The sequence below is a fragment of the Curtobacterium sp. JUb34 genome (genome assembly GCF_003755065.1).
In the GTDB taxonomy this organism is placed as follows: Bacteria; Actinomycetota; Actinomycetes; order Actinomycetales; family Microbacteriaceae; genus Curtobacterium.
In genome coordinates this window covers 758337-779248 of record NZ_RJVH01000001.1, presented here as the reverse complement: position 1 = coordinate 779248, position 20912 = coordinate 758337, and the positions used below count along the sequence as shown (strand labels likewise).

Sequence of the window (20912 nt, the reverse complement as noted above, 5' to 3'; positions counted from 1 at the left end):
TCGATGTTTCACGTGAAACGTGAAGTCGCTGATGGTCGAACCTGTCGGTCCGGGCCGCAGCGTCAGTCAACTGTAGCCCGGAAGACACGTGTGGTCTCGTCGACCACACCGTCCCCGAGCTCGAGGACCTCGACGTCCGAGAGGTGCGTGCGAAGGATGACCTTCCGAGCCTTCTCGATCTCGTCGTCGACCCGCGCACCCTTCATCAGGATGAGCTGGCCGCCGGACCGAACGAGCGGAACCGTGAGCGGGATCAGCTTCGACAGTGCACTGACAGCGCGGGCCGTGACCTGGTCGACCACGATGTCGTCAGAGACGTCCTCAGCCCGCGCACGGACGACGGTCACGTTCGACAGGCCGAGTCGGCCCGCCTCGGACGTGAGCCAGTCCACGCGACGCTCCATCGGCTCGATGAGCGTGAACCGCACGTCAGGACGGGCGATCGCGAGCACGAGACCGGGCAACCCTGCACCGGAACCGACGTCGGCAACCCGACCACGGGCCTCCAGGAGGGGCGCCAGCAACGCAGAATTGAGGATGTGTCGCGTCCAGAGCCGAGGCAGCTCGAGCGGGCCGATCAGGCCCAGTTCCTCGCCCCGTCGAGCCAACTCGTTCGTGAACGAGCGCGCCGTCTCGATCTGGTCGCCGAAGAGCGCGGATGCAGCCGCGGGCTCGACTTCGAGCACCGGAGCGGCGTCCGTGGACACCGCGTCGTCCGTCATCGGGTGACGACCGTGTGGCGGTCCCGACCCTCGCCCTCGGACTCCGAGTGGAAGCCCTTCTCGGCGACCAGGTCGTGGACCAGCTTGCGCTCGTACGACGACATCGGGGGGAGTGCTGCGGACGACGATCCGGCTTCGATGCGCTCGACGGCGGTGTCGACCAGTCGCTGCAGCTCGTCGGCACGAGCGTCACGGGAGCCGCCCACGTCCAGGATGAGCCGGCTGAACTCGCCCGTCTCGGCCTGGACGGCGATGCGGGTGAGTTCCTGCAGGGCCGTGACCGTGTCCGGCTTCGAGAGGACGCGGAGCGCCTCGCCGTCATCGGTGACCGACAGGTAGACGCGACCGGCGCGCTCCTCGATCTCGATGTCTCCATCGAGGTCGCAGATGTCGAGGAGTTCCTCGATGTAGTCCGCAGCGATGTCGGCTTCGTCGCGGCCGTCTTCGGCCTCGGTGGTATCGACGGCTGCGGCGGTGTCCTGCTCGGTCACTTACTTCTTCCCGTTCTTCTTCGAGCGCTGCTTGCCGACCGGCTGCGAACGCTGGGTGGTGACGCGCACGGCCTCGATCTCGGCGGCACCCGCACCGGCACCGGCCTCGGCGAGGACCGGGTTCGCGATCCCACGACGCTGGGCCTTCTTCGCCAGACGTGCCTCACGCGCCAGCGCCGCCTCGGAGCCGGGCGTCGGCATGCTGCGGATGACGAAGTACTGCTGCGCCATCGTCCAGACGTTCGACGCGAGCCAGTAGAACATGACGCCGAGGGGGAAGCTCAGACCCGAGATCACGAAGACCAGCGGGAGGATGTACAGCATCATCTTCTGCTGGCGGTACATCGGCGACGCCTTGGTCTCCGGCGACATGTTCTTGGCGACGAGCTGCAGCTGCGTGATGAACTGCGACGCCGTCATGACCACGATCATGAAGCCGGCGATCGCACGGACTTCCCACCCGGAGGCGTTGGTGAACGTCTCGTGCAGGGGAGCGCCGAACAGGGCCGCGTTGCCGAACGACGCCGCGAGGTCGTTCGTCAGCAGGCCGATGCCCGTCTTGTTGATCTGTGCTTCGTGCAGCACCGAGTACAGCGAGAAGAAGATCGGCATCTGCAGCAGCAGCGGCAGGCAGGAGCTCAGCGGGTTGGTACCGGTCTCCTTGTAGAGCGCCATGGTCTCGCGGCTCATGGCCTCACGCGAGAACTGGTCCTTCTTGCCCTTGTACTTGTCCTGGATCTTCTTCAGCTGCGGCGCGACCTCGAGCATGCGACGCTGCGACTTGATCTGGCGCACGAAGATCGGGATCAGCGCGGCGCGGACCACGAAGGTCAGGAAGATGATGGAGAGGACCCAGGTGATACCCGCGCCCGGGTCCATGCCGATGCTCTCGAAGATCCAGTGGAAGCCGACGAGGATGGCGGAGACCACCCATTTGAGCGGCCAGAGGATCGTACCGATGATGTCCATGGGGACGGCTACGCCTTTCGAGTGCGCTGGGGGAGCAGGACTGGCCGGGCCGTTCCGACCGCGGGGTGCGGCTGCTGCGGGATCGGCGCGAGGACGAACCCGAACCGGTTGACGACGAACGGGCGACGACGTTCCGTGACGTCGTCGATGCCGCCTGCAGCCCAGGGGTTGCAGCGAGCGATACGCCAGGCGCCCATCGCGGATCCGCGGACGACGCCGTACTGCTGGATCGCTTCGAGGGCGTACCGGGAGCACGACGGGTGGTACCGGCAGACGTTGCCGTACAGCGGGGAGATCACGGCACGGTAGGCCCGGAGCACGACGACGCACGCGTTGCGTGGGAGCAACGCGGCGACCCAGGCCAGCCGGGTCCACTGGATGCGGTTCATGCTGCCTTCTCCACCCCGCGCGCGTAGGAGCGCACGACGTCTTCGAGCAGGGTAGGCCATCCGGCCTGCGATGCGGCTGGCAGTGCTCGGACCACCACGTCGTACCCCACGGGGGAGTCGGCGAGGATGCCGTGCGCGATCGCCTTGAGCCGCCGCCTGATCAGGTTCCGGGTCACGGCGTTGCCCACCGTCTTCGCGACGATGAACCCGAACCGTGACGGTCCGGTGAGGTCCGCCGAACGACGGACCACGGACACGACGACGTGCGCCGTGGCGCTCTTGCGACCACGACGCACGACGTTCCGGTAGTCGTCCCCGCGGACGATGCGGTTGGCTCTGGCCAACACTGCGATGCCGGGGTCAGACCGAGGACCGGATCAGGCGATGAGCCTGATCAGGCCGAGAGCTCGGTGCGGCCCTTGGCGCGACGCGCCGACAGGATGGCGCGGCCGGCACGCGTCCGCATGCGGAGGCGGAAGCCGTGCTTCTTGGCGCGGCGACGGTTGTTCGGCTGGAAGGTGCGCTTGCTCATGATCTCTCCACACGGCTGCTCGCGGCGAGCCGTCACGTATGTATGTGTCATCGCTCGGTGTCGAACGACGCAGATGGGCGCGACCAATCGGCCGCAGTCAACTGGTTAACGGTACGTGACAGCAGCGGGCAGGTCAAACGCCGATCGGGGCCGGCCTCGATGCCGGGGCGTCGTGGACACCGCTGCGGTCCATTCTCCACATTGGGGACAACTTCCGTTCGGTGCCACCCGGCCCGGTCCTTTACAGTGGGGTCATCGATCGGCCCCGCGCCCCGGTACGACAGGGAAGTACTCCTGTACGACGGATCCGGGCGGTCGTGGACAACACTGTGGACAACCCTGTGGGAACACGCGCGGTACGAGGCGTCGACGAAGCCCCCGAGCCACCGACGAACCGCCGGCGAACGACACGGTCCGCTGAGCGCCACCACCCGCGGCGCCCCGGCACGTCCGACCCAGCAGGACGCACCCCGGTCCGGCACCGAACGCACGACACACACCTGGAGACGAGCGCGACATGACGATGCCGGCCGACCCCGTCGAGGACCTCTGGTCATCCGTACTCGGAATCCTCGCCGAGGACCCCCGCATCACGCCGCAGCTCCACGGGTTCCTCAACCTGGTCGAACCGAAGGGCGTCCTCGCCGGCACCCTGTACCTCGAGGTCCCCAACGACCTGACCCGCGGCATGCTCGAGCAGCGGATCCGCATCCCGATCACCGAGGCCGTCGCACGCATCGGGGACGACACGGTCGCGAACTTCGCCATCACCGTGAACCCGGACATGGCGTCCGAGCCGCGCGTCGACCCGAACGTGCCGGAGTACGCCGAGCCCGTGCAGGAAGCGGTGGAGCAGAGCGCCGCACCCCGCCAGTACATCGAGGCACCCTTCGTCCCGAGCCAGATCGACTCCCCGGGCACGAGCGGACGGCCCGAGTCGCGGCTCAACCCGAAGTACAACTTCGACAACTTCGTCATCGGCTCGTCGAACCGCTTCGCGCACGCCGCAGCGGTCGCGGTCGCCGAAGCACCGGCGAAGGCCTACAACCCCCTCTTCATCTACGGCGACTCCGGGCTGGGCAAGACCCACCTGCTCCACGCCATCGGGCACTACGCGGAGAGCCTCTACCCGGGGATCCGCGTCCGGTACGTGTCGAGCGAGGAGTTCACCAACGACTTCATCAACTCGATCGCGAACAACCGCTCGAACCAGTTCCAGCAGCGCTACCGCGACATCGACATCCTGCTCATCGACGACATCCAGTTCCTGCAGGGGAAGGACTCCACGCAGGAGGCCTTCTTCCACACGTTCAACACGCTGCACGACCACAACAAGCAGGTCGTCATCACGTCCGACGTGGCACCGAAGCACCTGACCGGGTTCGAGGACCGCATGCGCTCCCGCTTCGAGTGGGGCCTGATCACCGACGTGCAGGCGCCCGAGCTCGAGACGCGCATCGCGATCCTGCGCAAGAAGGCGCAGTCCGACCACCTGCAGGTGCCCGACGACATCCTCGAGTTCATGGCGTCGAAGGTGTCGAGCAACATCCGCGAGCTCGAGGGGACGCTCATCCGCGTCACGGCGTTCGCGAGCCTGAACCGGACGGCCGTCGACATGGCCCTGGTGCAGACCGTCCTCAAGGACCTGATCACCCTCGACGAGGACAACGTCGTCGCGCCGACGGACATCATCAACCACACCGCGGAGTACTTCAAGCTCTCCGTCGACGACCTGTACGGCTCGTCCCGGTCCCAGGCGATCGCCACCGCTCGGCAGATCGCGATGTACCTGTGCCGCGAGCTCACGAGCCTGTCCCTGCCGAAGATCGGGCAGCTGTTCGGCAACCGCGACCACACCACGGTCATGTACGCGAACAAGAAGATCACGGAGCTCATGAAGGAGCGCCGGTCGATCTACAACCAGGTCACCGAGCTCACGAGCCGCATCAAGCAGGACCGCCGCTACCGCTGAGATCGGTACGTCTCCGGGCGTATCCACCATCTGAGACGGTTCCATGGGCCGGAGTTCTCACAGTGTGGATAGCCTGTGGATAACTGTGGAGGACACGCCGCCCGGTTGTTCACAGCGAGGGGGCCTCCTGTGGAAACTGGGGATGGAAGTGGATAGATGAGATTCATTCATCCCGACGTCGCCCACAGACCGCCCACAAGTCACAACCGTGTAGTTCCCTACGGCCGAGCGGCATGCACAGGGTTATCCACAGTGTGCACAGGCGTTAACACCATTACTCCTGGTTAACGATCCATCTCCGCGGGACAACCTTGTGGACGGCGGGATGACAAGAAATCCGGCCCACGTCCGCCTGTGCCAGAATGGGGCGGCCGGACAGTCCAAGCCGATCGACAGGGGTTCCAGCTGTGAAGTTCGAGGTCAACCGGGACGTCTTCTCCGAAGCCGTCTCCTTCGCGGTGAAACTCCTCCCACAGCGCACGACCCTCCCGATCCTGTCGGGCGTCCTGATCCACGCCGACGGCGATCGTCTGACGCTCTCGTCGTTCGACTACGAGGTCTCGGCGCAGACGTCGATCTCCGCACAGATCGACGACCCGGGCACGGTCCTGGTCTCCGGCCGGCTCCTGAACGACATCGCGAGCCGACTGCCGAACGCCCCGGTCACCTTCACGACCGAGGACTCGAAGATCTCGGTCTCCTGCGGATCGGCGCACTTCACGCTGCTGTCCATGCCGGTCGAGGAGTACCCGACGCTGCCCGAGATCGGTCCGCAGACCGGCGTCATCCCCGGCGACGCGTTCTCCGAGGCCGTGTCGCAGGTCGCCGTCGCCGCGAGCCGCGACGACGTCACCCCCGTCATCACCGGTGTCCAGCTCGAGGTCGGCGACAACGACCTGTCGCTCATCGCCACGGACCGGTACCGCGTGGCCGTCCGCACCATCGCGTGGGACTCCGGCCGCGTCGGATCGGACCCGCTGCACGCCCTCGTCCCGGCCCGCACCCTGCAGGAGGTCGGTCGCACCTTCGGGTCGGCGTCCACCGTCTCCGTCTCGATCAGCGGCAACTCGGACCGTGAGCTCATCGCGTTCCACGCCGACGACAAGACCGTCACGTCCCTGCTCATCAAGGGCAACTACCCGCCGGTCCGCCGGCTCTTCCCCGAGAACGTCAACGACCACGCGGTGATCAACACCGCGGAACTGGTCGAAGCCGTCCGACGGGTCTCACTCGTCCTGGAGCGCGAAGCAGCGCTCCGGTTCTCCTTCACGGTCGACGGGCTCACGCTCGAGGCGATCGGATCCGAACAAGCGCAGGCGTCAGAGTCGATCAGTGCGTTGCTGACCGGAGAGGAAACGGTGGTCTCGCTGAAGCCCGCCTTCCTCCTGGACGGACTGAACGCGGTGCACTCCGAGTTCGTCCGCATCTCCTTCACCAAGACGGAGAACCCCAACAAGCCGGGCCCGGTGCTGATCACCGGCCAGACTTCGCAAGAGGCTGCCGCGACCGATGGATACCGGTACCTGCTGCAGCCCAACCTGCTGCTGCGATAGGCGCAACAGGAACACTGCGCTGACCCACCACCTTCGGCCTCAGCGCGACGACGAAACAGAAGAGGAAATCATGCACATCGGTCTTGTCGGCCTTGGTCGCATGGGCAACAACATGCGTGCCCGTCTCCGCAACGCAGGGATCGAGGTCACCGGTTACGACGCCAACCCCGCCGTCTCCGACGTCGCGAGCCTCGCAGACCTGGCGGGCGCACTGCCCGAGGGTCAGCGACTCGTCTGGGTGATGGTGCCGCACGGCAAGATCACCGACGACGTCATCACCGAACTCGCCGGCGTCCTGAACGAGGGCGACCTCGTCATCGACGGCGGCAACTCGAAGTGGCTCGACGACACCACGCACGCCGAGCAGCTCGGTGCGCGCGGCATCCGGTACATGGACGTCGGTGTCTCCGGCGGCGTGTGGGGCAAGGACAACGGCTACGGCCTCATGGTCGGCGGTGACGTCAAGGACGTCGAGTTCGCGATGCCGGTCTTCGACGCACTGCGCCCCGAGGGCCCGCGCGAAGAGGGCTTCTCGCACGCCGGCCCGATCGGCGCCGGTCACTACGCCAAGATGGTCCACAACGGCATCGAGTACGCGATCATGCAGGCGTACGGCGAGGGCTACGAGCTCCTCGAGGCCAAGGACCTGATCACGGACGTCCCCGCGGTGTTCGCCGGGTGGCAGCGCGGAACGGTCGTCCGTTCCTGGCTGCTCGACCTCATGGTCCTCGCGCTCAACGAAGACCCGAAGCTCGACGAGCTCGAGGGCTACGTCGAGGACTCGGGCGAGGGTCGCTGGACGCTGGAAGAGGGCATCGAGCTCGCCGTGCCGATGCCGGCACTGTCGGCGTCGATCTTCGCGCGCTTCGTCTCGCGTCAGGGCAGCGCGTCCCCGACGATGAAGGCCGTCGCGGCGCTCCGCAACCAGTTCGGCGGTCACGCCGTCAAGAAGTCCTAGGACCACCCGGGGAAACCCGGACTCGGCCCGCGTGCACGTCGACCATCTCCAACTCACCGACTTCCGGAACTACCGGGAGGCGGACGTCGACCTCGCACGCGGGCCGAACCTGTTCGTCGGGCGGAACGGGCAGGGCAAGACCAACCTGGTCGAGGCGATCGGGTACCTGTCCACGCTCGGGTCCCACCGCGTCCCGACCGATGCCGCGCTCGTGCGGCAGGGCTGTGACGCCGCGATCGTCCGGGCACGCCTCGCGCACGAGGACCGCAGCATCCTCGCCGAGGTGCAGATCAACCGCACCGGTGCGAACCGTGCGCAGGTGAACCGGTCGGCGATCAAGCCCCGTGAACTCCCGCGCTACTGCACCTCCGTGCTCTTCGCGCCCGAGGACCTGGCACTCGTCCGCGGCGAGCCGGCTGGCCGACGGCGCATGCTCGACGAGCTGCTCGGCCAGATCGCGCCGCGGATGCAGGGCGTGCTGGCCGACTACGACCGGACGCTCCGTCAGCGGAACACCCTGCTCAAGTCGGCCCGGGCGACGGGCGCGAAGGCGAACGCCCTGTCGACGCTGGACGTCTGGGACGACCGACTCGTCGGACTCGGTGCCGAGATCGTCGCCGCGCGCGACCACCTGACCCGTCGGCTCGCACCGTTCGTCGCCGAGGCCTACGCGACGGTCGCCGGTGAGCACCACGACGCCTCCATCGCCGGGGTGCTCTCCATCCGCGGCGGTGACCCGGAGGCCGCGGCGGCGACGGACCCCGTGCTCGGGACACCGGACGAGCCGGTCACGGTCGCGGCGGCGGCCGAGGCGTTCGCAGCGGCACTCGAGCGACGCCGCCGGGACGAACTCGACCGCGGACTCACCCTCGTCGGCCCGCACCGCGACGACGTGTTGTTCCAGCTAAACGGGTTACCTGCCCGTGGATACGCCAGTCATGGTGAATCCTGGTCGTTCGCGCTCGCGATCCAGCTGGCGAGTGCGTCGATCCTGCGGGCGGAGTCGAACCTCGGTGACCCGATCATCATCCTCGACGACGTGTTCGCCGAACTCGACGAGTCCCGACGCGAACGGCTGGGCAACGCGGTGGCGGACTACGAGCAGGTCCTCATCACGGCGGCGGTGTTCGGCGACGTCCCCGCGCAGCTGGCGGCGCACACGGTGCGGATCGAGGCGGGCACGATCGTGACCGACGAGGCGGACGCGAGCCGCGCCTCCACTCCGGAGACTGACGCGACCGACGCGACGACGCCGGCGGAAGCCGACTCCTGATGCCCCGCCCCTGGAAGCCGACGGAACCGTCCCGCGTCTACCGCCACCTCCGCGCCGTCTTCGGCGACCCGTCGAAGCGCGGGGTCGACGCCCGCCGCCGACGATCCCGCGAGTTCGACGCCGACACCGTCCCCTACGGCCGTGGCCGTGAGCCCCGGGGACTCGGCGACGTCGTCGGATCCCTGGCCAACGAACTCGGGTGGACCGAACCCCTGGCCCGCTCGGAGCTCTTCGTCGACTGGCCCAGCGTCGTCGGCGAGGAACTCGCGAAGCACTCCACCCCGGTGACCATCGACGACGGTGCGCTGGTCATCCGGTGCGACTCGACGGCCTGGGCGACGCAGCTCCGGCTCATGCGTGCGAGCGTCACGACGACGATCGCCGAGCGGCACCCGGAAGCCGGGGTCGAGTCGATCCGGGTTTCGGGGCCGGACGTCCCCACCTGGAAACGCGGCCCCAGGACGGTCCAGGGGCGCGGTCCTCGCGACACCTACGGTTGAGCCGACGAAATCATCCTGCGGTGCCAAAAAAGCCCGTCTGTGGGCCGGATGAGCCCTCGAAAGAGGGGCCTCTGCGGTAGACTGGGAGGTGCAGTGCGCGGGCGTTCCGCGCGCAGGCAGGAGCACGCTCGACATGGCATCAGAATCTGAAGACGACCCGCAGAACCCGCTCGACGCGGAGACCCCGCAGAGCGAATCGTCCTACGGAGCAGACCAGATTCAGGTGCTCGAGGGGCTTGAGGCGGTCCGCAAGCGTCCCGGTATGTACATCGGTTCGACGGGGCCCCGCGGTCTGCACCACCTGGTCCAGGAGATCGTCGACAACTCCGTCGACGAGGCCCTCGCCGGGTACTGCGACACCATCGACGTCACCATCCGTGAAGACGGCGGCGTCCGCGTGGTCGACAACGGCCGTGGCATCCCGGTCGGCATCCACGCGGCCGAGGGCGTCTCGACCGTCCAGGTCGTCCTGACCGTCCTGCACGCCGGCGGCAAGTTCGGCGGCGGCGCGTACGCGGTCTCCGGTGGTCTGCACGGCGTCGGTTCGTCCGTCGTGAACGCGCTGAGCTCCGAGCTCGACGTCGAGGTCCGTCAGCAGGGCCACGTCTGGCGCCAGAGCTACACCGACGGCGTCCCGGTCGCACCGCTGACCAAGGACGAACCGTCCGACGAGCACGGCACGACGATCACCTTCTGGCCGAACGCCGAGATCTTCGAGACCGTCGTCTTCGACTACGAGACCCTGCGCACGCGCTTCCAGCAGATGGCCTTCCTCAACAAGGGCCTGCGGATCAACCTGCGCGACGAGCGCACCCCGGAAGAAGGGGAAGAGGCGCGCAACGACTCCTTCATGTACGAGCGCGGTCTCGCCGACTACGTCGAGTACATCAACGCGCAGAAGAAGGCCGACCTCGTCCACCCGGACGTCATCGGCTTCGAGTCCGAGGACACCGAGCGCAAGATCGCGCTCGAGGTCGCGATGCAGTGGAACACCTCGTACCAGGAGAGCGTCCACACCTTCGCGAACACGATCAACACGCACGAGGGCGGCACGCACGAAGAAGGCTTCCGTGCTGCGCTCACGACGCTCGTCAACCGCTACGCGCGCGAGACGAAGATCATCAAGGAGAAGGACGACAACCTCACGGGTGACGACATCCGTGAAGGACTGACGGCCGTCATCTCCGTGAAGCTCGGCGAGCCGCAGTTCGAGGGCCAGACGAAGACGAAGCTCGGCAACACCGAGGCGAAGTCGTTCGTCCAGCGCGTCGTCGGTACCGAACTCACGCACTGGTTCGAGAGCAACCCGACGCAGGCCCGCGACGTCGTCCGCAAGGCGATCCAGGCGTCCCAGGCACGGCTCGCGGCCCGCAAGGCCCGTGAGACCACGCGTCGCAAGGGCCTGCTCGAGTCGGGCGGCATGCCCGGCAAGCTGAAGGACTGCCAGTCGAAGGACCCGACCCTGTCGGAGATCTTCATGGTCGAGGGTGACTCCGCCGGCGGTTCCGCCGTGCAGGGCCGCAACCCGATGACCCAGGCGATCCTGCCCCTGCGCGGCAAGATCCTGAACGTCGAGAAGGCGCGGCTCGACCGTGCGCTCGCGAACCAGGAGATCCAGTCGATGATCACGGCGTTCGGCGCCGGCATCGGTGAGGACTTCGACCCGGACAAGGCCCGGTACCACAAGATCGTGCTGATGGCCGATGCCGACGTCGACGGCCAGCACATCACCACGCTGCTGCTCACCCTGCTGTTCCGCTACATGCGTCCGCTCATCGAGCGCGGCTACGTGTACCTCGCGCAGCCGCCGCTGTACCGCCTGAAGTGGTCGAACGCGGCGCACGAGTACGTGTTCAGCGACCGGGAGCGCGACGCCCTGATGCAGTCGGGCATCGCCGCCGGCAAGCGGATCCCGAAGGACAACGGCATCCAGCGCTACAAGGGCCTCGGCGAGATGGACTACAAGGAACTCTGGGACACCACGATGAACCCGGACACCCGCACGCTCCTGCAGGTCACGCTCGAGGACGCCGCGGCGGTGGACAGCACGTTCTCGACGCTGATGGGTGAGGACGTCGACGCACGTCGCCAGTTCATCCAGCAGAACGCCAAGGACGTCCGGTTCTTGGACATCTGAACAGTCTCGACATCTCGACCCGGCCTGGAGGCGCGGTGCCAGCCGCGTGCTCTGGTCCGGACCACCTGTGGTCGCGTCCACCGCGACGAACGTCACCACGGCCTCCCGGCCGTCAGAAAGGTAACGCAAGCCAATGGCTGACGACAACGAGAACGCCCCCGACGAGCAGCCCGAGATCGTCCACGGCGACAGTGGGGACATCGTCGTCTCCGGTGACCGCATCTCACAGGTCGACCTGCAGCTCGAGATGCAGCGTTCCTACCTCGACTACGCCATGTCCGTCATCGTCGGACGTGCACTGCCCGAGGTCCGCGACGGTCTGAAGCCGGTGCACCGCCGCGTGATCTACGCGATGTTCGACGGCGGCTACCGCCCGGACCGTGCGTTCTCGAAGTGCTCCCGCGTCGTCGGTGACGTCATGGGACAGTTCCACCCGCACGGCGACTCGGCGATCTACGACGCGCTCGTCCGCCTGGTGCAGCCGTGGTCGCTGCGGTACCCGCTCGCGCTCGGCCAGGGCAACTTCGGCTCGCCGGGCAACGACGGCGCCGCTGCTCCGCGGTACACCGAGACCAAGATGGCGCCGCTCGCCATGGAGATGGTCCGGGACATCGACGAGGACACCGTCGACTTCCAGGACAACTACGACGGTCGGACCCAGGAGCCCGCGATCCTGCCGGCTCGGTTCCCGAACCTGCTGGTCAACGGCTCCGTCGGCATCGCGGTCGGCATGGCGACGAACATCCCGCCGCACAACCTGCGCGAGGTCGCCGAGGGCGCGAAGTGGGCGCTCGACAACCCCGAGGCCACGCGTGAGGAACTCCTCGCCGCGCTCATGCAGCGGATCAAGGGGCCGGACTTCCCGACCGGTGCGCAGGTGCTCGGCACCAAGGGCATCCAGGACGCCTACCGCACGGGCCGCGGTTCGATCACGATGCGCGCCGTCGTCAACGTTGAGGAGATCCAGGGCCGCACCTGCCTCGTCGTCACCGAGCTGCCGTACCAGGTCAACCCGGACAACCTCGCGATCAAGATCGCCGACCTCGTCAAGGACGGCAAGCTCGCCGGCGTCGCGGACATCCGAGACGAGACCTCGGGTCGTACCGGTCAGCGCCTCGTCATCGTGCTCAAGCGCGACGCCGTGGCGAAGGTCGTGCTGAACAACCTGTACAAGCACACGCAGCTGCAGGAGAACTTCGGCGCGAACATGCTCGCGATCGTCGACGGGGTGCCTCGCACCCTGCCGCTCGACGGGTTCATCTCGGCGTGGGTCGCGCACCAGGTCGACGTCATCGTCCGCCGCACCCAGTTCCGCCTCCGCGAAGCCGAGAAGCGTGCGCACATCCTGCGTGGCTACCTCGCAGCCCTCGACGCCCTCGACGAGGTCATCGCGCTCATCCGCCGGTCGCCCGACGTCGAAGAGGCCCGCACCGGCCTGATGGACCTGCTGTCCGTCGACGAGATCCAGGCGCGCGCGATCCTCGAACTCCAGCTCCGTCGCCTGGCCGCCCTCGAGCGCCAGAAGATCCACGACGAGGCCGAAGAACTCGAGCGCAAGATCGCCGACTTCCAGGACATCCTGGCGTCGGAGACCCGGCAGCGCACGATCATCCGCGACGAGCTCGAGGAGATCGTCGACCGCTTCGGCGACGACCGCCGCACCGAGATCATGCTCGGCTACGACGGCGACATGTCGATGGAAGACCTCATCCCCGAAGAGGAGATGGTTGTCACCATCACCCGCGGCGGGTACGTCAAGCGCACGCGCAGCGACCAGTACCGCTCGCAGCACCGCGGTGGCCGTGGTGTGCGGGGCGCCCAGCTCCGCGCCGACGACATCGTCGAGCACTTCTTCGTCACGACGACGCACCACTGGTTGCTGTTCCTGACCGACCAGGGCCGGGTCTACCGCGCCAAGGCGTACGAGTTGCAGGAAGCGGGCCGCGACGCCAAGGGCCAGCACGTCGCGAACCTGCTCGCCATGCAGCCGGACGAGCAGATCCAGCAGGTGCTCGACATCCGTGACTACGAGGTCGCCCAGTACCTCGTGCTCGCGACCGAGCACGGCCTGGTGAAGAAGACCGCGCTCACCGAGTACGACACGAACCGCACCGGCGGCATCATCGCGATCAACCTGCGCGACGGCGACAAGCTCCGGCAGGCGCTGCTCGTCGACGAGCACGACGACCTGCTGCTCGTCTCACGACAGGGCATGTCGCTCCGGTTCACCGCGACGAACGACACCCTGCGGCCGATGGGTCGATCGACCTCCGGCGTGAAGGGCATGTCCTTCCGCGAGGGCGACTCGCTGCTCGCAGCACGGGTGGTCTCGGACGACGGCTTCGTCTGGGTGATGACCGAGGGCGGCTACGCCAAGCGCACCTCCGTCGACCAGTACCGCATCCAGGGGCGTGGCGGACTCGGGATCAAGGTGGCCAAGTTGGCGATGGACCGGGGCGACCTTGTGGGTGCTCTCATCGTCGGTGAGGACGACGAGGTGCTCGTCGTGCTGCAATCGGGCAAGGTGGTAAGGTCTGCCGTGGCCGAGGTGCCCGCCAAGGGCCGTGACACGATGGGTGTCGTCTTCGCGAGGTTCGCGGAGAACGACAAGATCATCGCCGTGGCCCGGAACACAGAGCGGAACCTGGACGACCAGGACGACGCCGAGATCGAGCCCGCGGGCCCGGTGGAGACGGTCAGCCCTGCCGAAGCGGCCCCGGACTCCACTGATCCCATCGACACCGCGCCCGTCGAAGACGAGGCCGGAGAGGACCAGTCAAGCAATGAGTAGTGTCGCCGAGAAGCTCCAGAAGAAGGCGAAGCGACCCGTCGGCACCCGCCAGGTGCGGTTGCGGCTGGTCTACGTCGACTTCTGGTCGATGGTGAAGCTCAGCTTCCTCATCGCCCTGGCCGGCAGCATCGTGATCGTGGTCGCCACGGCACTGGTGTGGGTCATCCTCAACCAGACGGGCGTGTTCACGCAGGTGGACGCCCTGTTGAAGGACGTCACCGGGCAGAACAGTTACTCGATCATGGACCAGTTCTCACTGGGTCAGGTGCTCGGGTTCTCCATCGTCGTGGGCATCCTCAACGTGGTCGTCGGCACCGTGCTCGGCGCCATCGTGAGTGTCCTCTACAACCTCAGTGTTCGCATCACCGGCGGCCTGCTCGTCGGCTTCACGAACAACTGACACACCCGGGCCGGGTGGGCCGACCGCTCGATTTCGTTCTGCGAGATCCGTACGGTAGGCTTTCATCCGGTCTGAGGGGCTATAGCTCAGGCGGTTAGAGCGCTTCGCTGATAACGAAGAGGTCCAAGGTTCAAGTCCTTGTAGCCCCACCAGTTCTCCGGAACACACGACAATTCCATCCCGTCGCCGAGCACCTCGGTGGCACCCGGGGCCTTAGCTCAGTTGGTAGAGCGCCTGCTTTGCAAGCAGGATGTCGGGAGTTCGATTCTCCCAGGCTCCACTCCACTCCGGGATGACCCTGCTGCGGTCGTTCCTCCCTCCGCCCGGTCGCTCCGCCGTGCTGGTCTCGTGCCTTCGGCACTGGCCGCTCCGCGATGGCCGTCTCCGTGAGACATCGTGCGTTCGTCGTGCGTGCTCGGTTCGGGCGTGTGCCGCTGCGTCGAGGTTCCGAGATCTCGGCATCTCGAGCGCGCCTCGGGCCGCCTGTGGAACCTCGGCGGGCAGCGGACGGCATGTCGTGGAACCTCGGCGCCGACAGACGGGCGTGTCCTCGCAGCACCCGGCCCAGGAACGACGAAGGGCCCCGGCGGAGTGCCGGGGCCCTTCGTACGAACCGTGGAGGTCAGGCGGCGGGCTTCTCCGCCGTGTCAGCGTCGTCGGCGACCCAGAGGTCGTCGTCGGCACGGAGCGTCTGGTACGCGGCGTACGCAGCACCAGCAACGGCGACGACGCCGACGATGATGAGTGCGACACCGCCGAAGCCGATGCCCTTCTTCTGCTGCGACGGAACGTACTTCACAGCAGCCTTCTTGGCCTTCTTGCCCTTCTTCTGGGCGTTCTTCACGATCTTCTTGACCCGGGGGTCCTTCGCGAGGTCGGTGACGCTCAGCACGGAGCCAGCGGTCGACACCAGTCCGGGGATGACCTCGGACTGGAACTTGTGCGAAGCACTCTGTGCTGCGGACGTCGCAGCGTGTACCCCGGTCGCGACCGCGGGACGGATCCCGTTGTCGATCGCGTTCTGCACACGAGGGGCGATGTCCTTGCGGGCTGCGTCGGCTGCGTTCGACCGGGCTTCCGCCAGGATCGCGTTCGCGTGCTCGAGGACCTTGCGCTGCTCTCCGAGGAGCGAGGCGGTCTGGCCCTTGAGCTTCTTGATCTGCTTCCGACGCTTGCGCGGGATCTCGATCGTCGTCATCTGGTACCTCCATCGGATCGGCGTGACCCCATCCTGCCACCAGAGTCCCTGACAGGTCACGGAGCCTCACCTGTGGGTCCGGTCCGTACGCAGCCGGTACATGCGAGAATCGGAACATGTCTCTGCACACCGCTGTCGCAACGATCCACACCAACAAGGGCGACATCCGCGTCAACCTGTTCGGCAACCACGCTCCGAAGACCGTCAAGAACTTCGTCGACCTCGCAACGGGCCAGCAGGAGTGGACCCACCCGGGCACGGGCAAGGTCTCCACCGACAAGCTCTACGACGGCGTCATCTTCCACCGCATCATCAAGGACTTCATGATCCAGGGCGGCGACCCGCTCGGCCAGGGCATCGGTGGCCCCGGGTACCGCTTCGACGACGAGATCTCCCCCGAGCTCACGTTCCAGAACCCCTACATCTTCGCGATGGCGAACGCCGGCATCCAGGGCGGCCGCGGCACCAACGGCTCGCAGTTCTTCATCACCACGGTGGCGACGCCGTGGCTGCAGGGCAAGCACACCATCTTCGGTGAGGTCGCCGACGACGAGTCCCGTGCCGTGGTCGACGCCATCGAGGGTGTCCCGACCGACGGTCGCGACAAGCCCGTCGAGGACGTGGTCATCCAGAGCATCGACGTCGAAGGCGTCTGATCCTCACGTGACCGACCAGGCGTACAACCCGAACAACACCTGCTACCGGCATCCGGACCGGCAGAGCTTCGTCCTCTGCCAGCGCTGTGGGCGGACGATCTGCCCGGAGTGCCAGACGCCGGCGGCAGTCGGGGTGCACTGCCCGGAGTGCGTGCGGGAACAGCGCGCACAGTTCGCAGCGAACCGTCGCGCGTCCGGAGCCCCGAGCGGGTTCACGGTCGCGCGACGGCGCTTCGCGATGCTCGACCAGAAGGCGACGGTCGTCATCGTGGCGGTCACCGTCGCGATCTGGCTGCTCGACCAGGTGAGCGGCCGGTTCTTCACCAGCCTGCTGGCCTACAACTCGTTCCTCTTGCCCACGCAGCCGTGGCGAGTCGTCACTGCCCTGTTCGTGCACTCGGGCATCTTCCACATCCTGTTCAACATGTGGGCGCTGTGGATCTTCGGCCGGATGCTCGAGAACATGCTCGGTACGTGGCGCTTCGTCGCGTTGTACTTCATCACCGGGATCTTCGGGTCGATGCTCGTGACGTTCCTCGCTCCTGGCACGACCGTCGTGGGGGCGTCCGGCGCGATCTTCGGTCTCTTCGCGGCGTTCTTCGTGCTGCAGCGGAGCCTCGGGCAGAACGCAGTGCAGCTCCTCGTGATCATGGGGCTCAACCTGGTCGTCGGGTTCCTCCCGGGGATCAACATCTCGTGGCAGGCGCACGTCGGTGGCATCATCGGCGGGTTCCTGGTGGGCTTCGTGTTCGCCAAGACCGGGAAAATCCGGAAGCGGCCGCTGCAGATCGGCTTGCTCGCGGCCACCGCGGTGGTCGGCATCGCGCTCACCGCAGTCGGGTACGCGGTCACCATCGGTTGACCCGACCCGGACACACGTCCGACCGAACGCCCCGTCGCTTCCGCGGCGGGGCGTTCGTCGTTCCCGGACATCCGTGCGCCCGGCCCGTCGCGTGGCCGCTCTTCCGTGGAAGCGACGGTCTGCGGCCAACCTTGCGGCGACATCTGGCGCTTTCGCAGACGGGACGGCGCAGCCGCCGTCCACAAGGCGCCCGCAGAGTTATCCACAGGTGTGGAGAAACCGGTGAGTTACACGCGTGTGATTATCCCCACTGTGGACTCAGCTGTGGATAACTCCGGGGTCGGGGTGTGGATGACGATGTGGAGAGTGTGGAGAAGTGTGGACAACCACCCGGATCCTCGACGATCCGGGCGCTGACGCCGGGAACTCCTGTGGAAAACGACGACGCCCGCCGCACCTGGCGGTGCGACGGGCGTCGGGAAGTCTCGCGGCTGGTGTCAGCGCCAGCGGGTGGTCATGAGGAAGCCGATGAACATGATGCCGAAGCCGATCAGGATGTTCCACGAGCCGAGGCTCGGGACCGGCAGGGTCGCGTTCGAGATGTAGAAGACGATCACCCAGACCAGGCCGATGATCATGAAGCCGAACATGACCGGCTTGAACCACACCGGATTGGGGCTGTCCCCCGCGGTGTCGACCGAGTCGGCTCGGGTCCTCCGGGCGGGCTTGGTGCGGTCCTTGTCACTGGCCATGGCCGGTATCCTACCGTGACCACGTGTGTGGATCGGCCCGCAGACCGCTGCACACATCCCCCACGAGTACGGTGAACCGCCATGACCAGGATCCTCGTCGTCGACAACTACGACAGCTTCGTCTACACGCTGAACGGGTACGTCCAACAGCTCGGGGCCGAGACGGACGTGGTCCGCAACGACGCCTTCCCCGAGTCGGAGATCGCAGACCGCATCGCGGAGTACGACGGCGTCCTGCTGTCGCCCGGCCCGGGGACCCCGGCCGACGCCGGCGTCTCGATCCCGACGGTGCACGCAGCGATGGCCTCCGGAACCCCACTGCTCGGGGTCTGCCTCGGCCACCAGGCGATCGCGGAGGCCCTCGGGGCCACGGTCACGCACGCGGACGAACTCATGCACGGCAAGACGTCGCAGGTCGACCACGACGACAGTGCGCTCTTCGCGGGGGTCCCGCACCCGTTCACGGCGACGCGGTACCACTCCCTCGCGATCGTCGACGGGACGGTTCCCGACGAACTCACCGTCACGGCCCGGACCGGCGGCGGCGTCATCATGGGCGTCCAGCACCGAGACCACCCGCTCTACGGCGTGCAGTTCCACCCCGAGTCGGTCCTGACCGAGGGCGGCTACCGCATGGTCGGCAACTGGCTCGAGACCACCGGCCTGTCCGGTGCCGCCGAGCGCGCCGACGGCCTCGGCCCGCTCATCGCGACGCACCGCGCCTGAGCTGCCGGTCCACGTACGACGGCGTCGTGTCCTGACGGTGGCGGCCGCGGCGGTGGACGCGACGACCTGACGAGCTGCGGACGCGTGGCGGCGATGCACCGGACCTCCTGGCCGTCAGCGTGCCGACGGGAGGCCCGTCACCGGCCCGCCACGCTGCACGCGCATGCGTGTGGTCGGCTCGAGAGCCGCGGTGACGCCGTCAGTGATCCGAACGGTCAGCGACCGTCGCCGTTGTCCCCGCGGTTGTCGCCGTTGTCGCCGCCGTTACCGCCCTTGTCGTCCCCGTTGTCGGTCGACGGGGCGCGGGTCGGCTGGCTCGCGGCGCAGTACGTCAGCGTGACGGCACTGCCCTGGGCGATGTCGCCCTGGGGGGTGTCCTGCTGCGTGACGAGGCCGCCCGTGCACGAGTACGACGGCGACGGCGTCACGGTGAGGCCCAGCTGCTCGAGCGACGCCTTGGCCTCTGAGAACTGCTGGTTCGTGACGTTCGGCAGCTGCACCTTGCCGTTGGAGACCGTGAGGTTGATCACGATGCCCTTGGTGTGGAGCGAGCCGGACTCGGGGTCGGAACTCATCACGGTGCCCTCCGGCACGTCGGACGAGTAGTCGGAACTGATCGCGCCGACACGGAACCCGGCATCGTCCAGCGCCTGCTGCGCCGCTGCCTGGGACTGCCCGTTCAGTTCGGGTACCGGCACCCGCTCCGGGCCGAGGGACACGACGACGTTGACACTGGACTTGCGGCCCACGTTGATGCCGGAACCGGGGTCGGTGCGGATGACCATGCCCTTGTCGACCGAGTCGGAGTTCTCCTCGACCTTGACGGCCGTGAGGTCCTTCTTCTCGAGGGCGGTGGACGCGGCACTGAAGGTCGACCCGGTGACGTTCGGGACGCTCACGGACGATGACACCGGCGGCTTGCCCGGCTGCAGGTTCGCGACGAAGAACACCACACCGACGATGACCGCGACCGTCAGCAGGATCCCGACCCAGATCCACGCCACCGGCGGACGGTTCTGCGTGCGCTGCGGGCGGTGCTCAGCCGTGTCGTCGTCGAGCTCGCGGAACGCCGCGGCCGGGTTCGACGTGGTGCGCGGGTCGACCCCGAACAGCACCGTCGAGGCGTCGTTCGCCGCGTTCTGCTGGATCTTCTTGGTCGACGCCGGCACCCGGCCCGCAGCGGCCTGCTGCAGGTCCGAGCGGAACTCTGCTGCGTTCTGGAAGCGGCGCGTGCGGTCCTTCACCAGGGCGTGCAGGGTGACGGCGTCGAGCGCCGGCGAGACCTCTGGCGTGATCGAGGACGGTGCGACGGGCTGCTCGCTGACGTGCTGGTAGGCCACCGCCACCGGGGTGTCCCCGAGGAAGGGCGCACGGCCGGTGAGGAGCTCGAACAGCACGACACCGGTGGAGTAGATGTCCGTGCGGGCGTCGACGGTCTCGCCGCGGGCCTGCTCCGGCGAGAAGTACGACGCGGTGCCGAGGATCGACGTGGTCTGCGCGACGGTGGCCGAGGTGTCGGTGATGGCGCGGGCGATGCCGAAGTCCATGACCTTGACCTGGCCGCTGTGCGTGACCATGACGTTGGCGGGCTTGATGTCCCGGTGCACGACGCCGGCGCGGTGGGAGTACTCGAGCGCGGTGAGGATGCCCTCGGTGATGCGGACGGCCTCGGCCGGAGCGACGGCGCCCTCGGCGATGATGTCGGAGAGCGGGCGGCCCTCGACGTACTCCATCACGATGAAGGGGACCTGCACCTCGGCGCCCGAGGTCTCGGTCACGGTCTCCTCGCCCGCGTCGTACACGCGGACGACCGTCGGGTGCGCCATGCGTGCGGCGGCCTGGGCTTCCTGCCGGAACCGGGTGCGGAACGCCGGGTCGTTGGCCAGGCTCGGCTTCAGGAGCTTCACCGCGACCTTGCGACCGAGACGGGTGTCGTTGCCGAGGTGCACGGTTGCCATGCCGCCTCGACCGATGACGTCACCGATCTCGTAACGGTTGGCGAGGAGGGTGATCCCCGCGGTCACACCTTCTGGCACGTACTCCTCCGTCTGTCCGTCCGGGCTAGTGTACGGCAGCACAACCTGGTGAGAC

General features: G+C 67.4%; 20 protein-coding genes and 2 tRNA genes. 13 read left to right on the top strand and 9 right to left on the bottom strand.

Features of this window, described 5'->3' with window-relative positions; genetic code table 11:
- Positions 1 to 62: 62 nt before the first annotated feature.
- The 6 genes from rsmG to rpmH are packed head-to-tail and all read right to left on the bottom strand — an operon-like array spanning position 63 to position 3103.
- Complete coding sequence (gene rsmG / locus EDF63_RS03685; protein ID WP_123311294.1) at positions 63 to 722, bottom strand: 16S rRNA (guanine(527)-N(7))-methyltransferase RsmG; 660 nt, start codon at positions 720 to 722, stop codon at positions 63 to 65.
- Positions 719 to 1213, bottom strand: coding sequence for a R3H domain-containing nucleic acid-binding protein (locus tag EDF63_RS03680; protein WP_123311292.1), 495 nt, complete (start codon positions 1211 to 1213; stop codon positions 719 to 721). The genes rsmG and EDF63_RS03680 overlap by 4 nt, the downstream gene beginning before the upstream one ends.
- A complete protein-coding gene (yidC, locus tag EDF63_RS03675; RefSeq protein WP_123292941.1) occupies positions 1214 to 2182 on the bottom strand; it encodes a membrane protein insertase YidC in 969 nt (322 codons plus the stop codon).
- Between the two features lie 8 nt (positions 2183 to 2190).
- Positions 2191 to 2571 (bottom strand): membrane protein insertion efficiency factor YidD, encoded by a 381-nt coding sequence (gene yidD / locus EDF63_RS03670; protein ID WP_111083680.1) that lies wholly within the window; start codon positions 2569 to 2571, stop codon positions 2191 to 2193.
- A complete protein-coding gene (gene rnpA / locus EDF63_RS03665; protein WP_123311290.1) occupies positions 2568 to 2918 on the bottom strand; it encodes a ribonuclease P protein component in 351 nt (116 codons plus the stop codon). The genes yidD and rnpA overlap by 4 nt, the downstream gene beginning before the upstream one ends.
- Positions 2919 to 2965: 47 nt before the next feature.
- Positions 2966 to 3103, bottom strand: a complete 138-nt coding sequence (gene rpmH, locus EDF63_RS03660; protein WP_022889115.1) for a 50S ribosomal protein L34 — start codon at positions 3101 to 3103, stop codon at positions 2966 to 2968.
- A 517-nt stretch (positions 3104 to 3620) separates the two neighbouring features.
- On the opposite strand from rpmH, the gene dnaA reads away from it, so the two are divergent.
- The 10 genes from dnaA (at position 3621) to EDF63_RS03610 (ending at position 14967) form a co-directional block, all read left to right on the top strand.
- Entirely contained in the window at positions 3621 to 5075 is a 1455-nt protein-coding gene (gene dnaA / locus EDF63_RS03655; protein WP_123311288.1) for a chromosomal replication initiator protein DnaA, read from the top strand.
- Between the two features lie 407 nt (positions 5076 to 5482).
- A complete protein-coding gene (gene dnaN, locus EDF63_RS03650; RefSeq protein WP_111083683.1) occupies positions 5483 to 6628 on the top strand; it encodes a DNA polymerase III subunit beta in 1146 nt (381 codons plus the stop codon).
- Positions 6629 to 6698: 70 nt separating this feature from the next.
- Positions 6699 to 7586 (top strand): phosphogluconate dehydrogenase (NAD(+)-dependent, decarboxylating), encoded by an 888-nt coding sequence (gene gnd / locus EDF63_RS03645; protein ID WP_111083684.1) that lies wholly within the window; start codon positions 6699 to 6701, stop codon positions 7584 to 7586.
- 31 nt (positions 7587 to 7617) lie between these two features.
- Positions 7618 to 8859 carry a DNA replication/repair protein RecF gene (gene recF, locus EDF63_RS03640; RefSeq protein ID WP_123311286.1) on the top strand — a complete coding sequence of 414 codons (1242 nt, stop codon included), beginning with the start codon at positions 7618 to 7620 and terminating at the stop codon, positions 8857 to 8859.
- A complete protein-coding gene (locus EDF63_RS03635) occupies positions 8859 to 9359 on the top strand; it encodes a DUF721 domain-containing protein (protein ID WP_123311284.1) in 501 nt (166 codons plus the stop codon). The genes recF and EDF63_RS03635 overlap by 1 nt, the downstream gene beginning before the upstream one ends.
- A gap of 133 nt (positions 9360 to 9492) precedes the next feature.
- Positions 9493 to 11496 carry a DNA topoisomerase (ATP-hydrolyzing) subunit B gene (gene gyrB / locus EDF63_RS03630; RefSeq protein ID WP_123311282.1) on the top strand — a complete coding sequence of 668 codons (2004 nt, stop codon included), beginning with the start codon at positions 9493 to 9495 and terminating at the stop codon, positions 11494 to 11496.
- 133 nt (positions 11497 to 11629) lie between these two features.
- Complete coding sequence (gene gyrA, locus EDF63_RS03625) at positions 11630 to 14287, top strand: DNA gyrase subunit A (RefSeq protein WP_123311280.1); 2658 nt, start codon at positions 11630 to 11632, stop codon at positions 14285 to 14287.
- Positions 14280 to 14687: a DUF3566 domain-containing protein gene (locus EDF63_RS03620; RefSeq protein ID WP_027466922.1), complete on the top strand. Its 408-nt coding sequence runs from the start codon at positions 14280 to 14282 to the stop codon at positions 14685 to 14687. The genes gyrA and EDF63_RS03620 overlap by 8 nt, the downstream gene beginning before the upstream one ends.
- Before the next feature lie 75 nt (positions 14688 to 14762).
- Positions 14763 to 14839 (top strand) — tRNA-Ile (locus EDF63_RS03615).
- A 55-nt stretch (positions 14840 to 14894) separates the two neighbouring features.
- Positions 14895 to 14967 (top strand) — tRNA-Ala (locus EDF63_RS03610).
- Between the two features lie 342 nt (positions 14968 to 15309).
- Here EDF63_RS03610 and EDF63_RS03605 read toward each other — a convergent pair.
- Positions 15310 to 15885 (bottom strand): hypothetical protein, encoded by a 576-nt coding sequence (locus EDF63_RS03605; RefSeq protein ID WP_123311278.1) that lies wholly within the window; start codon positions 15883 to 15885, stop codon positions 15310 to 15312.
- A 116-nt stretch (positions 15886 to 16001) separates the two neighbouring features.
- On the opposite strand from EDF63_RS03605, the gene EDF63_RS03600 reads away from it, so the two are divergent.
- Both EDF63_RS03600 and EDF63_RS03595 read left to right on the top strand, forming a co-directional pair.
- Positions 16002 to 16541 (top strand): peptidylprolyl isomerase, encoded by a 540-nt coding sequence (locus EDF63_RS03600; RefSeq protein WP_027466924.1) that lies wholly within the window; start codon positions 16002 to 16004, stop codon positions 16539 to 16541.
- Positions 16542 to 16548: 7 nt separating this feature from the next.
- Entirely contained in the window at positions 16549 to 17403 is an 855-nt protein-coding gene (locus EDF63_RS03595; protein ID WP_123311276.1) for a rhomboid family intramembrane serine protease, read from the top strand.
- Positions 17404 to 17840: 437 nt separating this feature from the next.
- Here the strand turns inward: EDF63_RS03595 and EDF63_RS03590 are convergent, their stop codons facing one another.
- Positions 17841 to 18095: a cell division protein CrgA gene (locus EDF63_RS03590; RefSeq protein WP_123311274.1), complete on the bottom strand. Its 255-nt coding sequence runs from the start codon at positions 18093 to 18095 to the stop codon at positions 17841 to 17843.
- A gap of 81 nt (positions 18096 to 18176) precedes the next feature.
- Here EDF63_RS03590 and EDF63_RS03585 point away from each other — a divergent pair, with 81 nt between their 5' ends.
- Positions 18177 to 18821, top strand: a complete 645-nt coding sequence (locus EDF63_RS03585; protein WP_123311272.1) for an aminodeoxychorismate/anthranilate synthase component II — start codon at positions 18177 to 18179, stop codon at positions 18819 to 18821.
- A 215-nt stretch (positions 18822 to 19036) separates the two neighbouring features.
- On the opposite strand, the gene pknB is transcribed toward EDF63_RS03585, so the two are convergent.
- A complete protein-coding gene (gene pknB / locus EDF63_RS03580) occupies positions 19037 to 20857 on the bottom strand; it encodes a Stk1 family PASTA domain-containing Ser/Thr kinase (protein WP_260232960.1) in 1821 nt (606 codons plus the stop codon).
- Positions 20858 to 20912 lie beyond the last annotated feature (55 nt).